Raw genomic sequence first — 18,635 nt, 5'->3', positions numbered from 1 at the left:
TGTAATGCGGACGAGATTATAGCTGAATCGTGTCTGAGGTTATACGTTTGACCTATCCACTTATGGCTAATAAGCGCAACATTTTGTAAAAAATCTACAATGCTGGTTAGTGTAAAGCTGATGGAATTCTGTTGAATTAAGGTAATTCGCAGTAAAAGCTCTCGTTGGGGTCTGCAAGCGAGGGAAAATACTCTTCCAAAATGATTGAGACTTTACGGAACGTCTCCTGCAGGTCGGAGAATGCGGTTACCACACGCGGATCAAAAAGCGAGCCGCTTCCTTGCACTATGATGTTGGCCGCTGCTTCATGTGACATGGCATGTTTATAGGGGCGCCTTGAGATGATGGCATCGTAAACATCGGCAACCGCCATGAGTCTGGCAACCACCGGTATCTCATCACCGGCGATACCTTGCGGGTAGCCGGAGCCATCCCAGCGTTCGTGATGACTCAGCGTCACTTGTTGTGCATAGCGCAGGAAGCTACAAGCACTATTGCGTGCCTCATGAGGGAGTAATTTTTGGGCCGAATGAATGGCGTCGAAGCCGAAGCAGGTGTGCTTCTTCATGATCTCGTATTCATCTGGCGTTAGCTCTCCCTCTTTCTGCAGAATAGCGTCAGGTATCGCGACTTTGCCGATATCGTGAAGAGACGCTGTTTTATAAAACAGTTCGATCGTCGCATTGTTGTCGAGGTCTGCTTGGTAGTCAGGGTGGTAACGTAGATATTCGGCGAGTGCTTTCACATAATGTTGGGTACGCAAAATATGGTTACCGGTGGCGTGATCACGAATACGGGCCACGGATGCTAGGCATAAAATAGCGGCCTCTTGGGCGGCATTGAGTTGTTCGCGGTCTGATAACTGGGGTGTGTTATTAATATCACCATTGAAAGAGCCTTGAACAATTTCCGCAATATGTACGTGGGTATTGATCTTCGCCATGACAGTCGAGGTGTGCCAAGGCTGAACTAGGTAGTCTGTGGCAATGTCCGCGACGGTTGGGTATTGGGTTTCATGTTGGCACAGAACAATGATCGGTAGGTTAGTGCGCTGAAGCTGTGCCAGTTGCGTTGGTGCATCGGCGGCGATTGCAGCATCAATCAGTATTGCGCGCAGGGGTGAGTCGGCATGAAAACGCTCGAGTTGGCTGTTTTTAATCAGGTAGTCGTGGCTGAGAATATCCGTAAGTGGTTGAACCTGTGGAAACTCAGAGCTGATGATCGCGATCGATTTCATAATAGCCTAGTGGTGTTGTTCCATTAACCAGCAGTTAGAAATGGCGCGGCGACTCTATCATTTTTGATCATGCTGCGCTTTCGTTGCGAAACAAGACGAACAATACCTTGATCTTATCCCCATTTTTACAAGATTAAATCATCCAATACGTAAAAAAATCCTGATTGGGTTATAATCGCCACGTTAAAAAAACACGACAAGAACGCTGGATGGTGGAGCAACCTATGACAAGTATCACGATTATAAAACCTGATGATTGGCACCTGCACTTTCGCGATGGTGACATGCTGAGGGAGACAGTTCCAGCAACGGCTCGTTGTTTTGAACGCGCTATCGTGATGCCAAATTTGGTACCTCCTGTCGTTAACGCCAAGATGGCGCTGGAGTACAAAGCTCGTATTCTTGATGCAGTGCCTGCTGGACGCTCTTTTGATCCACTGATGACCTTATACCTCACTAACGACACAACAGAGCAGGATATAGTGGATGCCAAAGCTGCGGGTATTCCTGCTGCCAAGCTTTACCCTGCGGGTGCGACTACAAACTCCTCTGCTGCGGTAAAAGAGTTGGAAGCGATGTATCCCGTCTTTGAAAAGATGGCTCAGGAGGGGATGCTGTTATTGGTACATGGTGAAGTCACCGACCACCATGTCGATATTTTTGATCGCGAAAAAGTTTTCATCGATCAAAAACTTACGGCTATCGTGTCCCGCTTCCCGGAACTGAAAGTCGTGTTTGAACATATCACCACCGGCGATGCTGCCGCGTTTGTGACAGAAGCCTCAGATAATGTTGCTGCTACGATCACGCCGCAGCACCTCATGCTTAACCGCAATGATCTGCTGGTTGGGGGCGTACGGCCACATAACTTCTGCTTGCCGGTGCTGAAGCGTAACACTCACCAAGAGGCACTGCGCCAAGCCGTTAAAAGTGGCTCGCCCAAGTTTTTCTTAGGTACTGATTCTGCACCTCATGCAAAAGAAGCAAAAGAGAATGCCTGCGGCTGTGCTGGGTGTTACAGCGCGTGGGGAGCGATTGAGTTGTATGCGCAGGTATTTGAAGAACTCGATGCACTGGACAAATTAGAGGGTTTTGCGAGCACTCACGGACCTGACTTCTATGGGCTTGCGCGTAATAAAGATACGATTACGTTAGTGCGTGAAGAGTGGACGATTCCGGATGAGATTATCTTGCCAGATGGCCGCCCAATTGTGCCATTCCATGCTGGGCATGTCGTGCACTGGAAACTAGCTAACTAAAACAAAAAAGGCTCTGTGAAAACAGAGCCTTTTTTCTAGCGATCGAATTACATTTGCGATTGCTGGTAGTTCTGCAAGCCAATCTTTTTGATCAGCCCCAGTTGTTGCTCCAACCAGTGAGCATGATCAACTTCTGTGTCTTCTAGAAGCTGCTGCAAGATAGCGCGTGATTGGTAATCCTGCTCCTCTTCACAGATGGCAATCACTTCTTTCAAACGCTTGCCTACGGTGTACTCGATGTCTAGGTCGCTTTGTAGCATCTCTGGCACATCTTTACCGATATTAAGCCCTTCACGTGTGACCATATCTGGAGTGCCTTCCAAGAACAGAATGCGTTCGATCAGGGCGGCTGCATGGCCTTTTTCATCGTCAAATTCATGATCGATGCGCTCAAACAGCTTGCTGAAGCCCCAATCGTCATACATGCGCGAATGGATAAAGTACTGGTCCATTGCTGTGAGCTCGAGCGCAAGAAGGGAGTTTAGACCTTCGATAACGCGTTGATTGCCTTTCATGTTCAATCTCCCTTTTACATTTGTGACTGTAGGTAATTTTCGATGCTGGTCTGCTCAATCAAGTACTGCTGTGCTTCAATCCAGTCCACATACTCTTCTTCATACTCAAGAATATCGACAAGAATATCGCGGCTGACGTAGTCACCTACTTTTTCGCAGGTGGCGATAGCATCACGCAACACAGGTAGTTGAGCAAGTTCAAAATCTAGATCGCTTTGCAGCATCTCTTCAGTGTGCTCACCGATACGCAGGCGGTCTAGGTGTTGGAGGTTAGGTAGCCCTTCTAGGAAAAGCACACGCTCGATAAGTACATCTGCCTGTTTCATGTCTTTGATCGACTTTTTATAGGCTTTTTCATTGAGCTTGCTGAGGCCCCAGTTTTTATACATTCGCGCGTGCAAAAAGAACTGGTTAATCGATGTTAACTCAGCTGTTAGCACTTTATTTAGCGCAACTATAACTTGCTTTTCCCCTTGCATGTGAAGGTCCCCTTAGTTAACGAGTTCATGGCGATACTTGAGATGCGGTATTTAAGCATAGTTTTATCGAGTTGAAAAAAAGGCATTTGAAACAAGGATGTAGCAAGTGTAGATAATGTTTATGATAACTGTTATCATTAGCATCAAATATCTTAACTAGGTCTTCCAATATGTTTGTATGTATCTGTAATGGCATTACTGATGGTGATATTCGTCAAGCGCTATCCGAAGGTGCTACAAGTGTACGAGACCTGCATCGTGAGTTAGGTGTTGGTAACTGTTGCGGTAAGTGCACAAGAACGGCTCGTGATGTTTTGCGAGAGCATCAGAGTTTGTCAGAGGGTGCCTATCAACTCGCGTACGAAGCCTGTTAGCGCTATTAAAATAATTCACGCATATATCGTGTTCCCATAAAAAACGCAGCACCCGCTGTGTTTTTTTTGATCTATACTCAGGCAAGAGCGCAAAAATTACTGGTTGATGTCACCACTGTGGTATCACGGTTCGAGTATCTCCGTTTCCCATCATGGGATCTTAGCCGAAATCATTTCGGCCCTCTCGGAGTGGCCCTAGGGCCACTCCGGTTCAACTTTGATAAATCTCCCTTTTGATCCATTACAGGCTACAATTAAGTATAAGGTGCGTCGAAGCTATCCGCGCGCTCAGCTTACCGGGTGAGAGATATGGCAAAAGGTAGAGATAAGCATCAAGAGAGACATCACGGCCTATCGCTTTATGGGAAGGACTTAGTGCGCCGTTGTGCTGCACATTGTGAGCTTTGTAATAGTAGTGGGAGGCCGCTCGAGATCTTTGAAGTGCCACCGGTTCCTGTAGATCCTGATTTTTCACATTGTCTTATGATTTGCGCTGAATGTAAGGGTCAGATTGACAAACCAAAACGTCTAAATGCTGACCATTGGCGTTGTTTAAATCAAACCATGTGGAGTGAAGTAGAGGCTGCGAAAGTAACCGCCATTGTGCTGCTAAAGCAACTGGAGCAGACGGAGAGCTGGGCGCAGGAACTCCTAGAAATAGCATACCTTTCCCCGAGTGAAGAGGAGTGGGTAAATGCGTGGAAGCTTATTTAGTGATTGTTTTTGTTAGTCGCTTTATGGGTTTCTTCTTTGGCCTTCGAATAATTGATTGTTTATCTCTCTTCCACGCATAGGCCTTAAATACTGAATTTAAGACGCATTAAATACTGTGTTTAATTAACTACCCCTTTCTTGATTAGCCTTTAGGCGAAAATTGTCACTAATTCTAGTTGCTCTCCGTGCGTTTATAAAAACCTAGACTAGACTTTAGAGCGAGACTTGGGCGTTTCTCTATCAAATGTTCGGCGTTGTAAACCTTTGCAAATCAAAGCAATGACACTTGCAGCGGAACATTGAGAGCAGACGCCCTTATATGCCTTGGAAAGCGCATACAAGGCTCATTGAAGTCATTTGTCCGCGAACTTTTGTAAGCCTGTAGACCGTGGAGGCGGTGTAATAACTATGTCTAAGCTATCTCTGAAGAATAAGATTCTTCTGCTCACGATCACCCCGTTGCTGGTGGCAACAGCCATTATCATGCTTATTGTGAACAGCCGCCTAGAAGCGTTGGGGCAAGCGGAGCTCGAGAACACACGAGATCAGATGTTTCGTGCTAAGCAGGAAACGTTAAAAAGCTATATGCAGATGGTACTCACAACGGTACAGCCAGTTGTAGAGCAAACTGCTGCTGACGACTCTGCGGGGGTCGCTCGCGTGGCTGACTTGCTGCGTTCCGTCAAATATGGCGAAAAGGGCGATGGTTACGTGTTCGTGTATGACTATAGCGGCACTGCAGTTGCCATGCGCCCGAAGCCTAGCCTAGAAGGCAAAAATATGGCTGGCCTTCAAGATTCCAATGGTGTTCGTATTATTGCCGACCTGATTGCGGAAGCTAAGCGCGGTGGTGGTTATGTTCAGTATCGTTGGAGTAAACCGTCAAAAGATGCAGAAGTGGATAAGCTCAGCTACGCGCTCGCCATCCCTAAATATGGCTGGATGATTGGAACCGGTTTTTACATCGACGATATTGATGATGCGGTGGCATCTGCTGAACAGCGAGTAGCCGAGCAACTCGCGGAAACTCAGCTATCGATTGCTGGCGCAGGTCTGATTCTAATCGCTATCTGTGCCACCATAGCATCGCTGGTGACTTCACGTGTGACGCGTCCATTGGCCAACACAGCTGTTGCGCTTACTGATATCAGCCAAGGTGATGGTGATTTAACCCGTCGTTTAAGTGTTGAGTCGAGCGATGAAGTGGGCCAAGTCTCGCGTGGTTTTAATGACTTTGCCGACAAGATCCAGCGCCTTGTTATGGAGCTTAAGACCGGTGTCGAAGATTTGTCGACATCAACCGGTCAAATGGCCCGTGTTGTATCTGAAACACATGGCGACGTACAGCAACAGCGCCAAGAAACGGAGCAGGCGGCTGCCGCGATTCAGCAGATGGCCTCAGCCGCTCAAGAGGTATCAAGAAGTGCTGCCGGCGCTGCGAGCGCGGCGCGTGAAGCAGACGTGGAGTCTAAGTCTGGGCAGAAGATTGTTGAAGAGACGATTATTGCAATTGAAGGTTTATCGAATGAGGTCAACCGAGCATCTGATGTGATCGCAGCGCTTGATAGTGATGCAGATAAAATCGGCTCTGTTATCAATGTCATCAAAGACATTGCGGAACAGACAAACCTCCTTGCGTTAAATGCCGCGATTGAGGCTGCTCGTGCCGGTGAGTATGGCCGAGGGTTTGCGGTTGTTGCTGATGAGGTGCGCACGTTGGCGAATCGGACGCAACATAGCACGGAAGAGATTCAGAATATGATTCTGCGTCTACAGAACGGAGCACGTGAAGCGGTAGGTGTTATGGAAGCCAGCCGAGTGCAAGGCTCGGAAGCGGTTGCTAGAACCGGACAAGCGAGCGAATCGTTAAGCCGAATCACGCAAGCGGTGGGTACGATTTCCGAGATGAATACCTCAATTGCGAGCGCAGCAGAAGAGCAGACCTTTGTCGCTGAAGAGATAAGTAAGAGCGTGCACCAAGTGGCAGAGATTGCTGAAAGTGCATCGCGCAATGCAGATGGCTTATCTGCAACGACTGAGGGTATGTCGTCACTTGAATCTCGTTTGATGGCGTTAGTTAAGCAGTTCAGAGTATAAGTTTGCTCAAAACAAACCTAGCCGGTGCTCTTTACAGTACCGGCTTTTTTTTACCAGTCTGTACAGACCTCCAAACTCACAAGGTAGTGCTTTGATGGATATGCAGTGGGACACTTTATTATCCCCCAAACGACATGGTCACGATGAGATGCAAACGCGTACTTCTGGCCGTAGCCACTTTCACAAGGATCATGATCGTATTGTTTTCTCTAGCGCGTTTCGACGACTTGGGCGCAAAACGCAAGTGCACCCGCTTGCGCTGAATGACCATATCCACACACGCTTAACTCACTCCATCGAAGTGGGCTCCGTGGGGAGGAGTTTGGGTATCCGCGTGGGGGAGTGGCTTCAAGATGAATTGCCGCAGTGGGTTACACCCGGAGACATCGGAATGATCGTGCAAGCGGCCTGTCTCGCTCATGATATTGGGAATCCACCGTTTGGGCACGCAGGTGAATACGCAATTCGAGATTGGTTTAAGCAACCCGCTAATAGGCATTTCTTGGAGCCGCTGACAGCACAAGAGCGTCTAGATTTAGAGACCTTTGAGGGTAATGCTCAAGGCTTTAGGGTGGTTACCTGCATTGAGAACAATCTTTATGACGGTGGACTTAGATTGACCTATCCAACGTTGGGTAGCTTGCTGAAATACCCATGGACAGCTGAACATGCAACCGCAAAGGGTAAGTTTAGTTGCTATCAAACCGAGCGCGATATGTTAGATCGTTTGGGGGAGGAGCTGGGTTTGATAAAGCAGAGTGATAGCCGCTGGTGCCGGCATCCTTTGGCTTATCTTGTAGAAGCTGCAGATGACATTTGCTATGCGATCTTAGATCTTGAGGATGCGATTGAGCTAAATATTTTGACCTTCGACGATATCAAACCCATTTTGTTGCGCATTGGTGGAGATACTCCGGACGAGGAACAGATATTGAATTCGGCTGCATCCGCACGACGCAAGATATCGGCCCTTAGAGGGCGTGCGATTGAGAGCATGGTGAGTGCTGCATTCGACACCTTCAAGCAGCACTATGCATCGATCATGACAGGTCAGTATCAAGGGGAGCTGCTACAAGATGGCGATAACGATGTCGCACGCGGGATTTGTGCAGCAAAACAGCTGGCTAAGGATCAAGTCTTCCCTGATACTCGCAAAACAGAGTTAGAAGTGGGGGCTTATAGTTGCTTGGGTACTTTGCTAGAAGCGTTTTGCCAAGCGGTTTATGAGCACCAAAGCGCGACAGCGTGCCGAGAAATGAGCTACCGCAGTGAGAAAATCATCAGTTTAATGGGAATTCATGCCCCAGATGCTGGCTGGCCGCTTTACCAAGCCTATATGAGGGCATTAGACTTCGTTAGCGGAATGACAGATAACTACGCCACTTATCTTGCAAGACAGATCAGTGGACTCTCATTTGAGTATCGGACACATTAAATGGCATCACTACAAGACCAACTTAGCAAACTTGTTTATTCAACGGAGTCGGGTGACCAATGCCCAGGTTGTCGCCGAGCAAAGGATGCATGTGAGTGCGCAGAACTTGAAGATCAAGCTCGTTTAAGCGCATTAGATGGTGTCGTGAGAATTCGTCGCGAGGTCTCTGGCCGAAAGGGCAAAGGCGTTACAACGGTCAGTGGTGTCCCTGTCACAGCGGCGGAGCTAAAAACATTGGCCAAGCAGCTCAAACAGCAGTGTGGTACTGGTGGAGCACTAAAGGATGGGGTGATCGAAATACAGGGTGATCACCGTGCTAAAATTAAAGATGTACTTGAAGCAAAAGGGTTTCAAGTCAAGTTAGCAGGAGGCTAGACAACCTTATGGCTAAGAAATGTGCGATGTGTCAGCGCATTCGTGTTGTTGCTATTTTTGTGACGATGGTGGCAGTGTTGCTTCTCACCATGATTGGGCAGTCGCGAGCGGAGGTTTATACCTATATTGATGATCGTGGCAAGAAAGTCTTTGTGGGTAACTTAGGCCAAGTACCACAAAAGTACCGCGATCGGGCAGTGGCTAGAACACCATCGGGTGAGGTGAGTAATGTCTCGTCGTTTTCATCGTCTAACGAGAAAGCAGCGAACCGTATCCGAGAGGAATATGGCCTCACGCGTTTGCGTTCGCAGATTAGCAAGCTAGAAACGCGTGTTGAGTTGGCGAACAACCAGATCGTTGTACCCGTTGAGGTGATGCACAACGGTGGCCGCAAAACACTGCGCATGATTCTAGATACAGGGGCGACACGCTCGGTTTACTACACATCGGCTCTCGCTGGTCTCGCTTATCAGCCCAAAGCTTCGGGGGCTTCTCAAGTCGCCGGCGGCGGTGTGGTAAAAACACAAATTGCATCACTGGATACGGTTAAAGTTGGCCCTTATACCATCAAAGGCGCTGATGCCGTTATCATGGAGGATAAGAACTACGTCTCCTACGATGGCTTGCTCGGGATGGATTTTTTGCAGCGCGTAACCTACGAAATTGATAAAGAGCGTAGCTTACTAATCTGGAATCCTAAAGAGCACAAGTCTTTGAAAGAACAGTTGAAAAAGAAAACTGAACCGGATGAGGCTCCGCAGGCTGCAGCGGGACAGTTAGACGAGTAGCAAGATTCAGACATAAAAAAGTGAGCTTTAGCTCACTTTTTTATTGCCTACTTCAATCTGGTTTACCTTAGATGGCCTCAACCGCTTCTTCGGCAAGTCGCAGATCCATTGTTGCTTTGAGCAGTTTGAACAAACGTACTGCGGCGTCAATCTCCTCTTTCCGGTTGGTCAGGCTTTCGATATTAAGGCCAAGCGGAACACCAAGATGAATACATGCATCGAGAATTTGCTCTAAGCTGTTGCGGCAAACTCGAATCGACTCACCTAGTGGACTGCTTGCGTCCAAAATGCGATAGCGGGTAGCTTCTGGAACAGAAATCCCCAACCATTCCATAAACTCAAGTGTTTTCGCGCTGCCGCATGGAGCAAAGGTGAGAATAATACGTTTTGGCTTGACGTCTTGAGTGCGGCACTCCCGTGCGTATCGGCTGATAAGGTCGATGGTCGCTTGGGGGTTATAAACCGCTTGCGAAATAAAGTAAGAGCAGCCTTGCGCCGTTTTCTGCATGAGCCGCTGGTGCTCATCTGCTTTTTTAGCATGACGCTCAGCAATCGTGACGCCGCCAAGGTGAAAATCCCGCGGATGTTCTGCCAACGCGTCGTAAGCTTTAGCTAAGGGTAACGCCACATCTTTTGCTGAAGAGGGGCTACCGACAAGCACGATATCCTTCACGCCATATACGTCCTGTGCTTGTGTGAGCCATTCGTCAAACTCTGCTTTGCCTCGTTGTGAAACACTTTTGTAAGTGATCACTGGGTGCTTTGACTTCTCAGAGAGTAATTTCGAATACGCTCTCGGGTCGTGCGTCTGCATGAATGGGAAAGGGCGCGGAGTCGAGATACGGCTGCTCTCGTCTTGGATGTCATAGACGATCAGACCGTCGTAGTCGATGGCGCTTAAGCGTTCGAGCAGTTTATCGGCGATCTCGCTAACCTGCTCCATATCCGTGCTGTCCTTTGGTGGAGTCGTACCAACAAAGTAGACACCACGTGATGGGTCTGCGAAACGGTCTTTTAATAACGTGCTCATGATTAGGGTCTGCGTCTAGTTGTTTAAGATGGAATAATTCTAACAGTGAAATATTTTCAAGTAATTAGTTATAAAAGTGAAAGTTTTCGAACTTAAGTTGAGTTTATTTAATGAAGGCGATACAACGTTAACTAGCGATAAGGAGAAACCCTATGTCATCACCTCAAGTCACGTTTGATTTTGCAGAGATTAGCCGCCAGATTGGCGATGCCACAGAGACGGGTGCACCGCCGGTTGATCGGTGGAATCCTAAGTTTTGTGGCGATATTGATATGCAAATTAAACGCGATGGGCGCTGGTTCTACTGTGGCACGCCGATTGGTCGCCATGCGATGGTTAAGCTTTTCTCGAGTGTGCTCTGGCGTGAGGGCGAGCACTACTTTCTGAAAACGCCGGTTGAGAAGATTGGTATCCAAGTGGAAGATGCCCCGTTTCACGTTAACCATTTAGATGTGATCACGAGAGATGGCAAACCCCACTTGCAGTTCGTCACGACAACGGAAGATGTGGTTATCGCAGGTGATAAGCACCCCATCAGAGTGGTGTCTGATCCAGAAACCGGTGAGCCGTCCCCGTACATCATGATTCGTTTTGGTATGGAGGCTCTGATCAGCCGTAACGTGTTTTATCAGTTGGTGGAGCAGGCGAGCGAAATGCTATTTGAAGGCCAGCCTGCTTTTGTAGTGCATAGTGGCGACGCTACTTTTTCATTGGGTACTAGCGCTTAACTTGAGCTAATAGGCGGTCTAGTTGGTTCGCAAAACTCTGGCGGTCTTGCTGGGAGAGTGGTTTGGGCCCATCGGTGGCGACGCCGCTGCTACGTAGTGTCTCCATAAAGTCCCGCATTGATAAGCGCTGCCTGATATTCTCTTTTGTATAGAGTTCGCCGCGAGGGTTCAGCGCTAACGCATGGTTATCGATCGTCTCCGCTGCTAAAGGGATATCAGCTGTAATAACTAAATCGTTCGCACACAAGTGTTGCACGATATAGTTGTCAGCGACATCGAAGCCTGCTGGAACTCTAATACTCTTGATAAAAGGCGACGGTGGCGTAGTAATCAGTTGGTTAGCGACTAGCGTTACCTGCGTTTTGGTACGCGTTGCGGCTTTGAAAATAATCTCTTTTATGACGCGAGGGCAAGCATCTGCATCAACCCAAATTTGCATGAAGTGTGTCCTAAATTGATGGTACGAGCATACCTGACTGAACCGCCGGTAGTGTCTCCATTTGCTGCATCCAGCGCCAGACGTTGGCAAAGTCCTCAGGCTCGATATTTTGATACGCGTGGCGCTTGGCCCATGGGTAGATGGCAAAATCGGCAATCGATAGTTCATCTACAACAAAGCTGCGTTCAGATAAACGTGTATCCAGCACTCCCCAGAGGCGCTGGGCCTCTTTATTGTATCGCGATACGGCATAGGGTACGACCTCAGGAGCAAAGCGGTTGAAGTGGTGCGCTTGGCCTAAAAACGGTCCGAAACCACCCATCTGCCACATCAACCATTCATGCACTTCATAACGGTTACGCGGAGAAGGTGGCATAAATTTACCATATTTCTCAGCGAGGTAGATCAGAATCGCACCGGTTTCAAACAGTGATATCGGCGCGCCATCTGCGTAGTCATGGTCGACGATGGCAGGAATCTTATTGTTTGGGCTGATGGCTAAAAAGTGACTTTGGAACTGGGCTTGTTGAGTGATATCAACGGGAATCACGCGATATTCAGCACCAACCGCTTCCAGCATGATAGAGACTTTCCAGCCATTTGGGGTTGCCCATGTGTAGAGGTCAATCATGTTAGTCTCGTTGGGTTTGGAAGTGCTCGTAAATCTGCATTAGCTCTTGCTCCGTAAAGGTAACGATAATGAGCTGCTGGCCAGGTTTAATGAGATTGGGGTTCTGCCCAATTAAGCCTTGCTCGTAGTTGTAGATATAGGTTGTTTGCGCCTTATCATGAAGTAGCTTACCCAGATATGAGCTGCTTCTGTTGTTGAGGACTTCGTCCGCCTCGTCTGGGATATAGGCTTTTAGTGTCTTGTCGTTGCTTGATACTTTGATACCGGCTGCAAATGTTTCGGTGAGCCCCGATTGCAGAATACCCCATAGCCCTTGTTCATCATCAGGGTTCACTGCGTGAATATAGAATATCCGCTTTTCGGCGCTGTCAGACTGGTCGATCAGCTCTTTTAACTGCACTTGATTGGCGAGGCTAAGAGCGCGCACGTTCTCTGCGGCGAGTGTGGTTTGTGCAGATGGCTGTGTCCCATTAGCGGATGAGGGGTTGAAAGTGGAGACAGCCACCCCAAATGATTGAGCGCTACCGTCATCTACTGCCACGTTGCTTGAACCATCCGCAGATACTTGCTCAAGCACTGCCGAGTGCTGCTGAGCCTTCAGCTCGGGCAAGTTAATAAGCTGCGATTCGGTAACGAAGTGGCGCGCTTCTCGGGCATCAATTGCCGTGGAGGGAGTTTCGGTCAGTTTGGCAATATGCGCTTCGGCCTGCTGACTGAGCTCAGTTTTTAACTGCGGGGCACTTTCGACAGGCGGTTGTGTCTCAGGGTTAGAGGGTAGAGCAGAGGACTTAGACGGTGTTTCGCTATCTGAAGGGTCAGGAATAGCAAAATAGAGCACACCAATCGCGATCAAAATTGCGACGAGTACGAGTGTTCTTAACATCAGTAGAGCTCCTTGTCTGCCTATCCAATACCCCTTGACTCTAAAGGAGTTTCTTCTGCGAATAAAGCACTGCGCACCAACGAATTATAAGTAAGGAGCCGTTCCAATGGATAACCATGATGCAGACTTTTCACAACTGATGTCAGCGGAGGGTGTTGTACCGCTTAGCCAAGAGAAGAAACCTGTGAAGAGCTCCGGTACTGCAGATGAACAAGCACTAGAAGCCAGACGAATGGCTGCTGTGGCCGGACAAGATGAGGGGCTCACAACGGGGCCTCTTAACTGGCTAAACCCTCTAGACCCAATCGAGTGGTGCCATGATGGTGTTCAAGCTGGTGTTTATCGTAACCTTCGTCTCGGTAAGTACAACGTTGATGCACGCCTTGATCTGCGGGGCAGTAGTGCCCAGGCAGCGCTGTCTGAGCTGCTTAGTTTTGTGAAAGAGTGTATGAATTACGGTATCCGAACTATCATGATCAATATAGGTAAAGGCGATACCGTGCGCTCTAAAGGGAACCAGTTGAAAAGTTATCTTAATCTTTGGTTACCCCAGTTGCCCGAAGTTATGGCGTTTCACACGGCTAAACCGCAGCACGGTGGAAGGGCGGGCGTGTATGTGTTGCTACGTAAAAGCGACGAAGCGCGACGTGATAATCTAGAACGCCACCAAAAAAGGCGTTAGCCGCAACGGCATTGGTCTGAGTAAGTAGGTGTTGCATATGCGTGAGCAGATAGACGAAGTACTTCAATTTTGGTTTGGCGATCTACAGGATGGCTTTCCTGTTGCCGACCGTAGCGCGCTTTGGTGGGGCGGCGGCGAAGCGCTCGACCAACAGGTTGAGGCGCTGTTTGGGCCGCAAGTTCGTCGTGCGCTGGCAGGTGGCTTAGCCGATTGGGAAGAGACGCCGCGAGGGCGCTTAGCGCTGGTTATATTGCTTGATCAGTTCACACGTAATATCTACCGCGGCAGTGCCGAGGCTTTTAGCGGTGACGAGCAGGCTTGTGCGTTGGTGAAGCGCAGCCTCGAACGCGACTATGATCTTGCCTTAGAGGTGAGCGAGCGCCTCTTTTTCTACATGCCCCTTGAGCACTCAGAGTCGATGGCGGACCAAAACCTATGTGTTAGTAAGATGGAAGCACTCTATACCTGTGTGGATGATGCTAATCGGGACAAAGTCGTTAATGCGGTAAATTTCGCCAAAGAGCACCGCGACGTGATCGAGCAGTTCGGTCGGTTTCCTCACCGGAATCAAGCGCTTAATAGAGAGTCCACGGAAAAAGAGCTGGCTTATCTTCATCAAGGCCAGAAAGGCTGGGGACAGTAGGGTAAGGAGGCTGACTAATTTCATTTCCCTTAGGCTGGGTTAAGCTTTGAGCTAATAAACTGCGCTATACTAACTGCTTTTATCGCTGGAGGATGGTTCATTGCGTGCTGGCTTTGAGAAGAAAATTACGGTTTTAATGGCGGCAGCGGCGCCCTGTGTACTTTTGGGCACGGTGCTGTTGATGGTGCTTGCCGAAGTGCCGTATCAAACCGTTATGATATTGCTGCTCGCCAGCGGGCTAATGTCTCTATTGGTGTTTGGTAACATCGTTCGCTATGTGAACCAAAACAATACCTTACAAGAGCGCCTCGCACTGGCTCAAAAAGGCAAAGATATTGTGACAGGCCTGCCAGATGAGAGTGAATTCCTAGCACGTCTAGACGTGGAGTGCCGCCGTAGTTTGCGTGAATTTACGCCAATTTCGGTGATGCTGGTGGGTGTATCGTCCGAGAGGCTAGCTGGCACGCCGGCTATTCATATCGCAGAGACGCTTATCCGAGCAGTCTATCGCCCCGGCGATATGGTATCTCGCATTAGCGAAACACGTTTTGCGTTGATCTTACCAGCAACAAACGAACGTGCTGTTGAACTTGCAGAGCGCTGCCTTAAGGATCTGCGTAAGCTAGACAACGACGAAACAATATCGATTGGCCTCTGTACGTTCCAACCTGCAGCAGGGCTGACCGCAGCAAAAGCGATTAGCCGTGTTGGTGGCTTACTAGAGCAAGCTCAAACTGAAGGCGGTGATCGTGTTAACGCAACGGCAGAGAAACAAGTTGACCCGTCTGTTATCTATACCCACTAGCAATGCCTGAAGGGCGTGCTCTGCTGACGAGCGAGCTATACCGCTTACGGCGTTTAGTACAGTCTCGAAATCAGCGCTTTGCACTCTGGGTGACAGGTGAGCGCGCCTTTCTAACACTCTGCCTGAATGAGATCAGGCAGAGTGTGTTTGCCCCTCTCAATACACTCACGATCTCTCCCATTGCTCACACTGAGCATCAGCACCACATCGTTGTGTCGAGTCCTAATCAGTTAAAACGGCTATTAGGTCAGGAGTTTGACGTAGTTTTGTATGATGCTAGCTGTGGCATTAATCCTGACGCGCTAGGGCAGCTATCGGGTATGGTGCGAGGTGGCGGCGGATTTATCTTGCTATCTTCGCCTTCAGAAAACTCCACATTTTTTGCAGATCCAGAAAAGTCCAAACTCACCGTTGAACCCTACACCGAAAGTGATGTCGGAGATCGCTTTTTACAGCGAATGGCGCATGTTATGCAAACGCATACTGCGGTATCGCGCATTGATCAAACTCATGGTGTTGTCTCCCGGGCCTGCTTTGCTACCGGCAATAACGAGCCTAACGAGCGTGGCTTAAAGGCTCAGAGTTGCGTGGTAGAAACGTTATGGCAACGTATTAACCGCGCGCCGGGCATCGCTACGCTGACGGCTGAGCGAGGTAGGGGGAAGTCTGCAGCGCTGGGGTTGGTGGCTCAGCGGGCACTGAAAGCAGGGCGGCCTGTGATGCTGACAGCACCGGACCGCGGATCAATAACCAGCGTATTGAAGTTTGCAGGTATTTCGCATGAGGGTGTCTACCTTCCCCCTCACGAGATGCTGGCTGCGCCCAGATGTGATCTTCTCTTGGTCGATGAAGCCGCTGCAATTCCCAGTTATTACCTACATCAGCTGGTTGATCACGCGCCCCATGTAATCTTGGCGACGACAACGCAAGGGTATGAGGGAACAGGGCAGGGTTTTGCTCTAAGATTTATGCAGTGGTTGCGTGACAAGCACGAGTCAGTCACACAGCTATCACTCTCAGCGCCGATTCGGTGGGCCGAAGGTGATCCTTTAGAAGATTTTTTTAATCAGCTACTGCTTTTAGATGCATCAGCACGGCGCCAACAAACTAAGTTGACCTCCCCGAGTCCGGTGTCATACCAGCGTATTTCGCGTCAAGCACTGGGCAGCGATGAGAGCACCTTAATACAGCTGTTTGGGCTGCTTATCGATGCACATTACCGAACAACGCCGGGCGATCTCAGGATTCTCCTTGATAGCCCTAACATGAGTATCTGGCTTGCCAAGGTGGGAGATGATGTTGTCGCTGCTTGTTTGATCGCAGAGGAGGGGGAGCTACCTGAACAGCTTGCTATGGATATTTGGCGCGGTCGGCGCCGCCCCCGTGGTCATCTTGCGCCGCAGCTTTTGATCGCACAAGCCGGACATCAGCAGGCTGGGCGCTATCGCTACTGGCGTGTTGTACGTATTGCCGTGCAAGACAGTATGCGCCGACAGGGGATTGCAGCAGGGTTGTTGCAACATATCGAAGCTCAAGCCGTTAAGGATCATGTCGACTTTGTTGCCGCTTCATTTGGTGCCAGTCCGCAGCTCCAACACTTCTGGCAAACGCAAGCGTTTCGCTGTGCCCGGTTAGGGACAACTCTGGACACCGCAAGTGGTAGCTTTGCGCTGCTAGTGCTGAAGCCACTTAACGAACACGCCGCCAGTGAGGCTGCTCGTTGGGAGGGGCATGTCGGGTTTCAGTTAGCTTATGGGCAAGCGACATGGATGCAAAACATAGCCGCGTATCTAGATACTGCGTTATTGCCTAAAGCTATGCAGCCTGGCCTTAGTTGGTGTAACAACGATATTGAAGGATTTTGCTTTCATCATCGCACCTATGAATCGGTGGCTGCATCGATAAAGTTGCTAGTGGGCCGAAACGCAGATCAACTAATACAGCTGAATGAGCGCACTCGGCAGCTACTCGAAGCCTGTGCCAATCAACAAACGCCGCAGCAGATAATTCAGAAATTTGGCCTGCAAGGTAAACGCGACTTTGTTGCACAAATGCGCAATGCAGCCAAAGACCTGTATCCACTCATTGCTTCTGAAGAACAAATATAGTGCCGACGACCGCTTGGTCGTTCTCGTGTCGAATAATTCGGTCTTCACTAAACTGCAATTGCATGCCGTGCTCGGCTGCGAGGTTTTTAATATAGGCCTTGTGATGTTGATAACGGCCTGAGGGTGTTAACTGCCAAGAGTCAGCCGCTCCTTCCGATAGTTTTTCCGTATTGAATACGAATATGCCCTTCGCTAGCAGAGATCGACTGACGCCAGCGAATAGCGGCTCAAGTGCACCAAAGTAGATGACGGTATCAGCTGCTGTGATCCCACTAAATGGCGGTGTGTCGTTGAGTAGGCTATCGATATCGCTCTGAATGAGCCTGTTATAGATGCTTTGCTCCTCAGCCAGCTTTAACATGTTCGCCGATAGATCAACGCCGGCTAAAGCGCATGTTGGCAGGGCTTTACGAAGTTCTTTACCTACTAGGCCGGTACCGCAGCCTAAATCCAATAGCTCGACAGGTGGTAATGATAAGAACTGCGCCGTCAGTGATGCAACATGCTGATGAGCGCTGTAGGAAAGTGTATTCACAAGATGTGACTCAAACTTATCAGCGCAGTTATCAAAGACACTCTCAATGTAATCTGCTGGTGGTTGTTCAATCGCGGTACCTTGCAGTGCGTGAAGCTGGAACTGGCTGCTAGTATCGCTAGGGCACTGAGCAACATAATCCGTAAATAATGCTATCGCTAGCTCGGTGCCCCCTTGCTCTGCCGCATAGTCTGCAGCGCTGCGAAGTGATGCTAGAGGTAGTGTGGCTGCCTGTTTGAGCGCTGCATTTGGCTCGCCATTTAGCCATAACACGATAGCTTTTTCGGCACATACAGCCCAGTCATTGCGATCGATCTGATCGAGCTGTGCGAGTGCCTCAGGCCATCGTGTTTGATGTCGAAGCGATACTGCTAGGCTGAGGCGAGCATCTTGAAGTGATGGGTCAATTTGCAGCGCTTTTTGGAGGTCTTGCTCCATCAGTGACCATTTTCGCAGCTGCTCAAGCGTATTGGCGCGGTTACACAGAAATAGAGGGTGTTGGGGAGCGCAGTCAACAGCCTGGTTGATTGCATTGAGCGCCTCTTCATGTCGAGAGAGCAGCCCAAACGCCAGTGAAAGGTTGCTCATAGCTTGTGCTTTTAGTGCAGGTGTTGTCGCACTTGAGCTTGCCTGCTCTAGATATGGAATAGCCTCCTCAGGAGCGCTGTGTAGCGTTATAGCACCTAAAATAATATTAGCTTGGTAGTTTTCTGGGTGGGTCTGTAAAATTTTTTTACAAACGGCGGCCGCCAATGCGCTTTTTCCCTGCTGAAAAAGTGCAGTGGCTTTTGCTACTAACGCGTTATGAGTCTTCATATCTTGGGCTTTTACACAGTAAAATGGCGCAGTTTAATTGTCCTAACTGATAAGGCAAGCCT

20 protein-coding genes are annotated in these 18,635 nt (G+C 49.2%); 12 read left to right on the top strand and 8 right to left on the bottom strand.

Features of this window, described 5'->3' with window-relative positions:
* Positions 1 to 136: 136 nt before the first annotated feature.
* Positions 137 to 1,237 (bottom strand): HD domain-containing phosphohydrolase, encoded by a 1,101-nt coding sequence (locus E4L36_RS03545; protein WP_136679232.1) that lies wholly within the window; start codon positions 1,235 to 1,237, stop codon positions 137 to 139.
* Between the two features lie 224 nt (positions 1,238 to 1,461).
* Here E4L36_RS03545 and pyrC point away from each other — a divergent pair, with 224 nt between their 5' ends.
* Complete coding sequence (pyrC, locus tag E4L36_RS03540; protein WP_136679231.1) at positions 1,462 to 2,496, top strand: dihydroorotase; 1,035 nt, start codon at positions 1,462 to 1,464, stop codon at positions 2,494 to 2,496.
* A gap of 47 nt (positions 2,497 to 2,543) precedes the next feature.
* Here pyrC and bfr (E4L36_RS03535) read toward each other — a convergent pair whose 3' ends face one another.
* Positions 2,544 to 3,011 carry a bacterioferritin gene (bfr, locus tag E4L36_RS03535; protein WP_127692603.1) on the bottom strand — a complete coding sequence of 156 codons (468 nt, stop codon included), beginning with the start codon at positions 3,009 to 3,011 and terminating at the stop codon, positions 2,544 to 2,546.
* Positions 3,012 to 3,025: 14 nt separating this feature from the next.
* Positions 3,026 to 3,490, bottom strand: a complete 465-nt coding sequence (bfr, locus tag E4L36_RS03530; protein WP_136679230.1) for a bacterioferritin — start codon at positions 3,488 to 3,490, stop codon at positions 3,026 to 3,028.
* A 170-nt stretch (positions 3,491 to 3,660) separates the two neighbouring features.
* Here bfr (E4L36_RS03530) and E4L36_RS03525 point away from each other — a divergent pair, with 170 nt between their 5' ends.
* The 6 genes from E4L36_RS03525 to E4L36_RS03500 all read left to right on the top strand — a co-directional run bounded on the left by E4L36_RS03525 (position 3,661) and on the right by E4L36_RS03500 (position 9,273).
* Entirely contained in the window at positions 3,661 to 3,864 is a 204-nt protein-coding gene (locus E4L36_RS03525; protein ID WP_136679229.1) for a bacterioferritin-associated ferredoxin, read from the top strand.
* Between the two features lie 309 nt (positions 3,865 to 4,173).
* Entirely contained in the window at positions 4,174 to 4,578 is a 405-nt protein-coding gene (locus E4L36_RS03520; RefSeq protein ID WP_136679228.1) for a phnA protein, read from the top strand.
* A 408-nt stretch (positions 4,579 to 4,986) separates the two neighbouring features.
* On the top strand, positions 4,987 to 6,675 hold the full coding sequence (locus E4L36_RS03515) for a methyl-accepting chemotaxis protein (protein ID WP_136679227.1): 1,689 nt from the start codon (positions 4,987 to 4,989) through the stop codon (positions 6,673 to 6,675).
* Between the two features lie 94 nt (positions 6,676 to 6,769).
* On the top strand, positions 6,770 to 8,110 hold the full coding sequence (locus tag E4L36_RS03510) for a deoxyguanosinetriphosphate triphosphohydrolase (RefSeq protein ID WP_206064492.1): 1,341 nt from the start codon (positions 6,770 to 6,772) through the stop codon (positions 8,108 to 8,110).
* Positions 8,111 to 8,485 (top strand): translation initiation factor Sui1, encoded by a 375-nt coding sequence (locus E4L36_RS03505; RefSeq protein WP_127692609.1) that lies wholly within the window; start codon positions 8,111 to 8,113, stop codon positions 8,483 to 8,485. It begins immediately after the preceding gene.
* A gap of 8 nt (positions 8,486 to 8,493) precedes the next feature.
* Complete coding sequence (locus tag E4L36_RS03500; protein ID WP_136679225.1) at positions 8,494 to 9,273, top strand: retropepsin-like aspartic protease; 780 nt, start codon at positions 8,494 to 8,496, stop codon at positions 9,271 to 9,273.
* 67 nt (positions 9,274 to 9,340) lie between these two features.
* Here E4L36_RS03500 and E4L36_RS03495 read toward each other — a convergent pair whose 3' ends face one another.
* Positions 9,341 to 10,303, bottom strand: coding sequence for a hypothetical protein (locus tag E4L36_RS03495; RefSeq protein WP_136679224.1), 963 nt, complete (start codon positions 10,301 to 10,303; stop codon positions 9,341 to 9,343).
* 152 nt (positions 10,304 to 10,455) lie between these two features.
* Here E4L36_RS03495 and E4L36_RS03490 point away from each other — a divergent pair, with 152 nt between their 5' ends.
* Positions 10,456 to 11,031: a DUF1285 domain-containing protein gene (locus E4L36_RS03490; protein WP_136679223.1), complete on the top strand. Its 576-nt coding sequence runs from the start codon at positions 10,456 to 10,458 to the stop codon at positions 11,029 to 11,031.
* Here E4L36_RS03490 and E4L36_RS03485 read toward each other — a convergent pair.
* The 3 genes from E4L36_RS03485 to E4L36_RS03475 are packed head-to-tail and all read right to left on the bottom strand — an operon-like array spanning position 11,021 to position 12,984.
* Positions 11,021 to 11,470, bottom strand: a complete 450-nt coding sequence (locus E4L36_RS03485) for a YaiI/YqxD family protein (protein ID WP_136679222.1) — start codon at positions 11,468 to 11,470, stop codon at positions 11,021 to 11,023. The two genes, E4L36_RS03490 and E4L36_RS03485, sit on opposite strands and share 11 nt — an antisense overlap.
* A gap of 10 nt (positions 11,471 to 11,480) precedes the next feature.
* Positions 11,481 to 12,101 (bottom strand): glutathione S-transferase N-terminal domain-containing protein, encoded by a 621-nt coding sequence (locus tag E4L36_RS03480; protein ID WP_136679221.1) that lies wholly within the window; start codon positions 12,099 to 12,101, stop codon positions 11,481 to 11,483.
* 1 nt (position 12,102) lies between these two features.
* Entirely contained in the window at positions 12,103 to 12,984 is an 882-nt protein-coding gene (locus E4L36_RS03475; protein WP_136679220.1) for a hypothetical protein, read from the bottom strand.
* A 106-nt stretch (positions 12,985 to 13,090) separates the two neighbouring features.
* Here E4L36_RS03475 and smrA point away from each other — a divergent pair, with 106 nt between their 5' ends.
* From smrA to E4L36_RS03455, 4 genes are all read left to right on the top strand, one after another.
* Entirely contained in the window at positions 13,091 to 13,666 is a 576-nt protein-coding gene (smrA, locus tag E4L36_RS03470; RefSeq protein ID WP_136679219.1) for a DNA endonuclease SmrA, read from the top strand.
* Positions 13,667 to 13,703: 37 nt separating this feature from the next.
* Positions 13,704 to 14,309, top strand: coding sequence for a DUF924 family protein (locus E4L36_RS03465; RefSeq protein WP_127692617.1), 606 nt, complete (start codon positions 13,704 to 13,706; stop codon positions 14,307 to 14,309).
* 100 nt (positions 14,310 to 14,409) lie between these two features.
* Entirely contained in the window at positions 14,410 to 15,114 is a 705-nt protein-coding gene (locus tag E4L36_RS03460; protein WP_136679218.1) for a diguanylate cyclase, read from the top strand.
* A gap of 2 nt (positions 15,115 to 15,116) precedes the next feature.
* Positions 15,117 to 17,222, top strand: a complete 2,106-nt coding sequence (locus tag E4L36_RS03455; RefSeq protein ID WP_136679217.1) for a GNAT family N-acetyltransferase — start codon at positions 15,117 to 15,119, stop codon at positions 17,220 to 17,222.
* Here E4L36_RS03455 and E4L36_RS03450 read toward each other — a convergent pair.
* Positions 17,197 to 18,573 carry a tetratricopeptide repeat protein gene (locus tag E4L36_RS03450; RefSeq protein ID WP_136679216.1) on the bottom strand — a complete coding sequence of 459 codons (1,377 nt, stop codon included), beginning with the start codon at positions 18,571 to 18,573 and terminating at the stop codon, positions 17,197 to 17,199. The genes E4L36_RS03455 and E4L36_RS03450 overlap by 26 nt on opposite strands.
* Between the last annotated feature and the right edge of the window lie 62 nt (positions 18,574 to 18,635).

Origin of the sequence: Neptunomonas sp. XY-337 (genome assembly GCF_004959845.1) — a bacterium.
Lineage (GTDB): Bacteria > Pseudomonadota > Gammaproteobacteria > Pseudomonadales > Balneatricaceae > Neptunomonas > Neptunomonas marina.
Note: the sequence above shows the minus strand (reverse complement) of the source record. Positions and strands in the feature narration are given on the sequence as shown.

Coding starts and splice junctions, on each gene's coding strand:
- E4L36_RS03450 (WP_136679216.1), bottom strand. CDS start 18,573: ATGAAGACTCATAACGCGTTAGTAGCAAAAGCCACTGCACTTTTTCAG.
- smrA (WP_136679219.1), top strand. CDS start 13,091: ATGGATAACCATGATGCAGACTTTTCACAACTGATGTCAGCGGAGGGT.
- E4L36_RS03500 (WP_136679225.1), top strand. CDS start 8,494: ATGGCTAAGAAATGTGCGATGTGTCAGCGCATTCGTGTTGTTGCTATT.
- bfr (WP_136679230.1), bottom strand. CDS start 3,490: ATGCAAGGGGAAAAGCAAGTTATAGTTGCGCTAAATAAAGTGCTAACA.
- E4L36_RS03490 (WP_136679223.1), top strand. CDS start 10,456: ATGTCATCACCTCAAGTCACGTTTGATTTTGCAGAGATTAGCCGCCAG.
- E4L36_RS03485 (WP_136679222.1), bottom strand. CDS start 11,470: ATGCAAATTTGGGTTGATGCAGATGCTTGCCCTCGCGTCATAAAAGAG.
- bfr (WP_127692603.1), bottom strand. CDS start 3,011: ATGAAAGGCAATCAACGCGTTATCGAAGGTCTAAACTCCCTTCTTGCG.
- E4L36_RS03510 (WP_206064492.1), top strand. CDS start 6,770: ATGGATATGCAGTGGGACACTTTATTATCCCCCAAACGACATGGTCAC.
- E4L36_RS03475 (WP_136679220.1), bottom strand. CDS start 12,984: ATGTTAAGAACACTCGTACTCGTCGCAATTTTGATCGCGATTGGTGTG.
- E4L36_RS03465 (WP_127692617.1), top strand. CDS start 13,704: ATGCGTGAGCAGATAGACGAAGTACTTCAATTTTGGTTTGGCGATCTA.
- E4L36_RS03495 (WP_136679224.1), bottom strand. CDS start 10,303: ATGAGCACGTTATTAAAAGACCGTTTCGCAGACCCATCACGTGGTGTC.
- E4L36_RS03480 (WP_136679221.1), bottom strand. CDS start 12,101: ATGATTGACCTCTACACATGGGCAACCCCAAATGGCTGGAAAGTCTCT.
- E4L36_RS03505 (WP_127692609.1), top strand. CDS start 8,111: ATGGCATCACTACAAGACCAACTTAGCAAACTTGTTTATTCAACGGAG.
- pyrC (WP_136679231.1), top strand. CDS start 1,462: ATGACAAGTATCACGATTATAAAACCTGATGATTGGCACCTGCACTTT.
- E4L36_RS03525 (WP_136679229.1), top strand. CDS start 3,661: ATGTTTGTATGTATCTGTAATGGCATTACTGATGGTGATATTCGTCAA.
- E4L36_RS03455 (WP_136679217.1), top strand. CDS start 15,117: ATGCCTGAAGGGCGTGCTCTGCTGACGAGCGAGCTATACCGCTTACGG.
- E4L36_RS03515 (WP_136679227.1), top strand. CDS start 4,987: ATGTCTAAGCTATCTCTGAAGAATAAGATTCTTCTGCTCACGATCACC.
- E4L36_RS03520 (WP_136679228.1), top strand. CDS start 4,174: ATGGCAAAAGGTAGAGATAAGCATCAAGAGAGACATCACGGCCTATCG.
- E4L36_RS03545 (WP_136679232.1), bottom strand. CDS start 1,237: ATGAAATCGATCGCGATCATCAGCTCTGAGTTTCCACAGGTTCAACCA.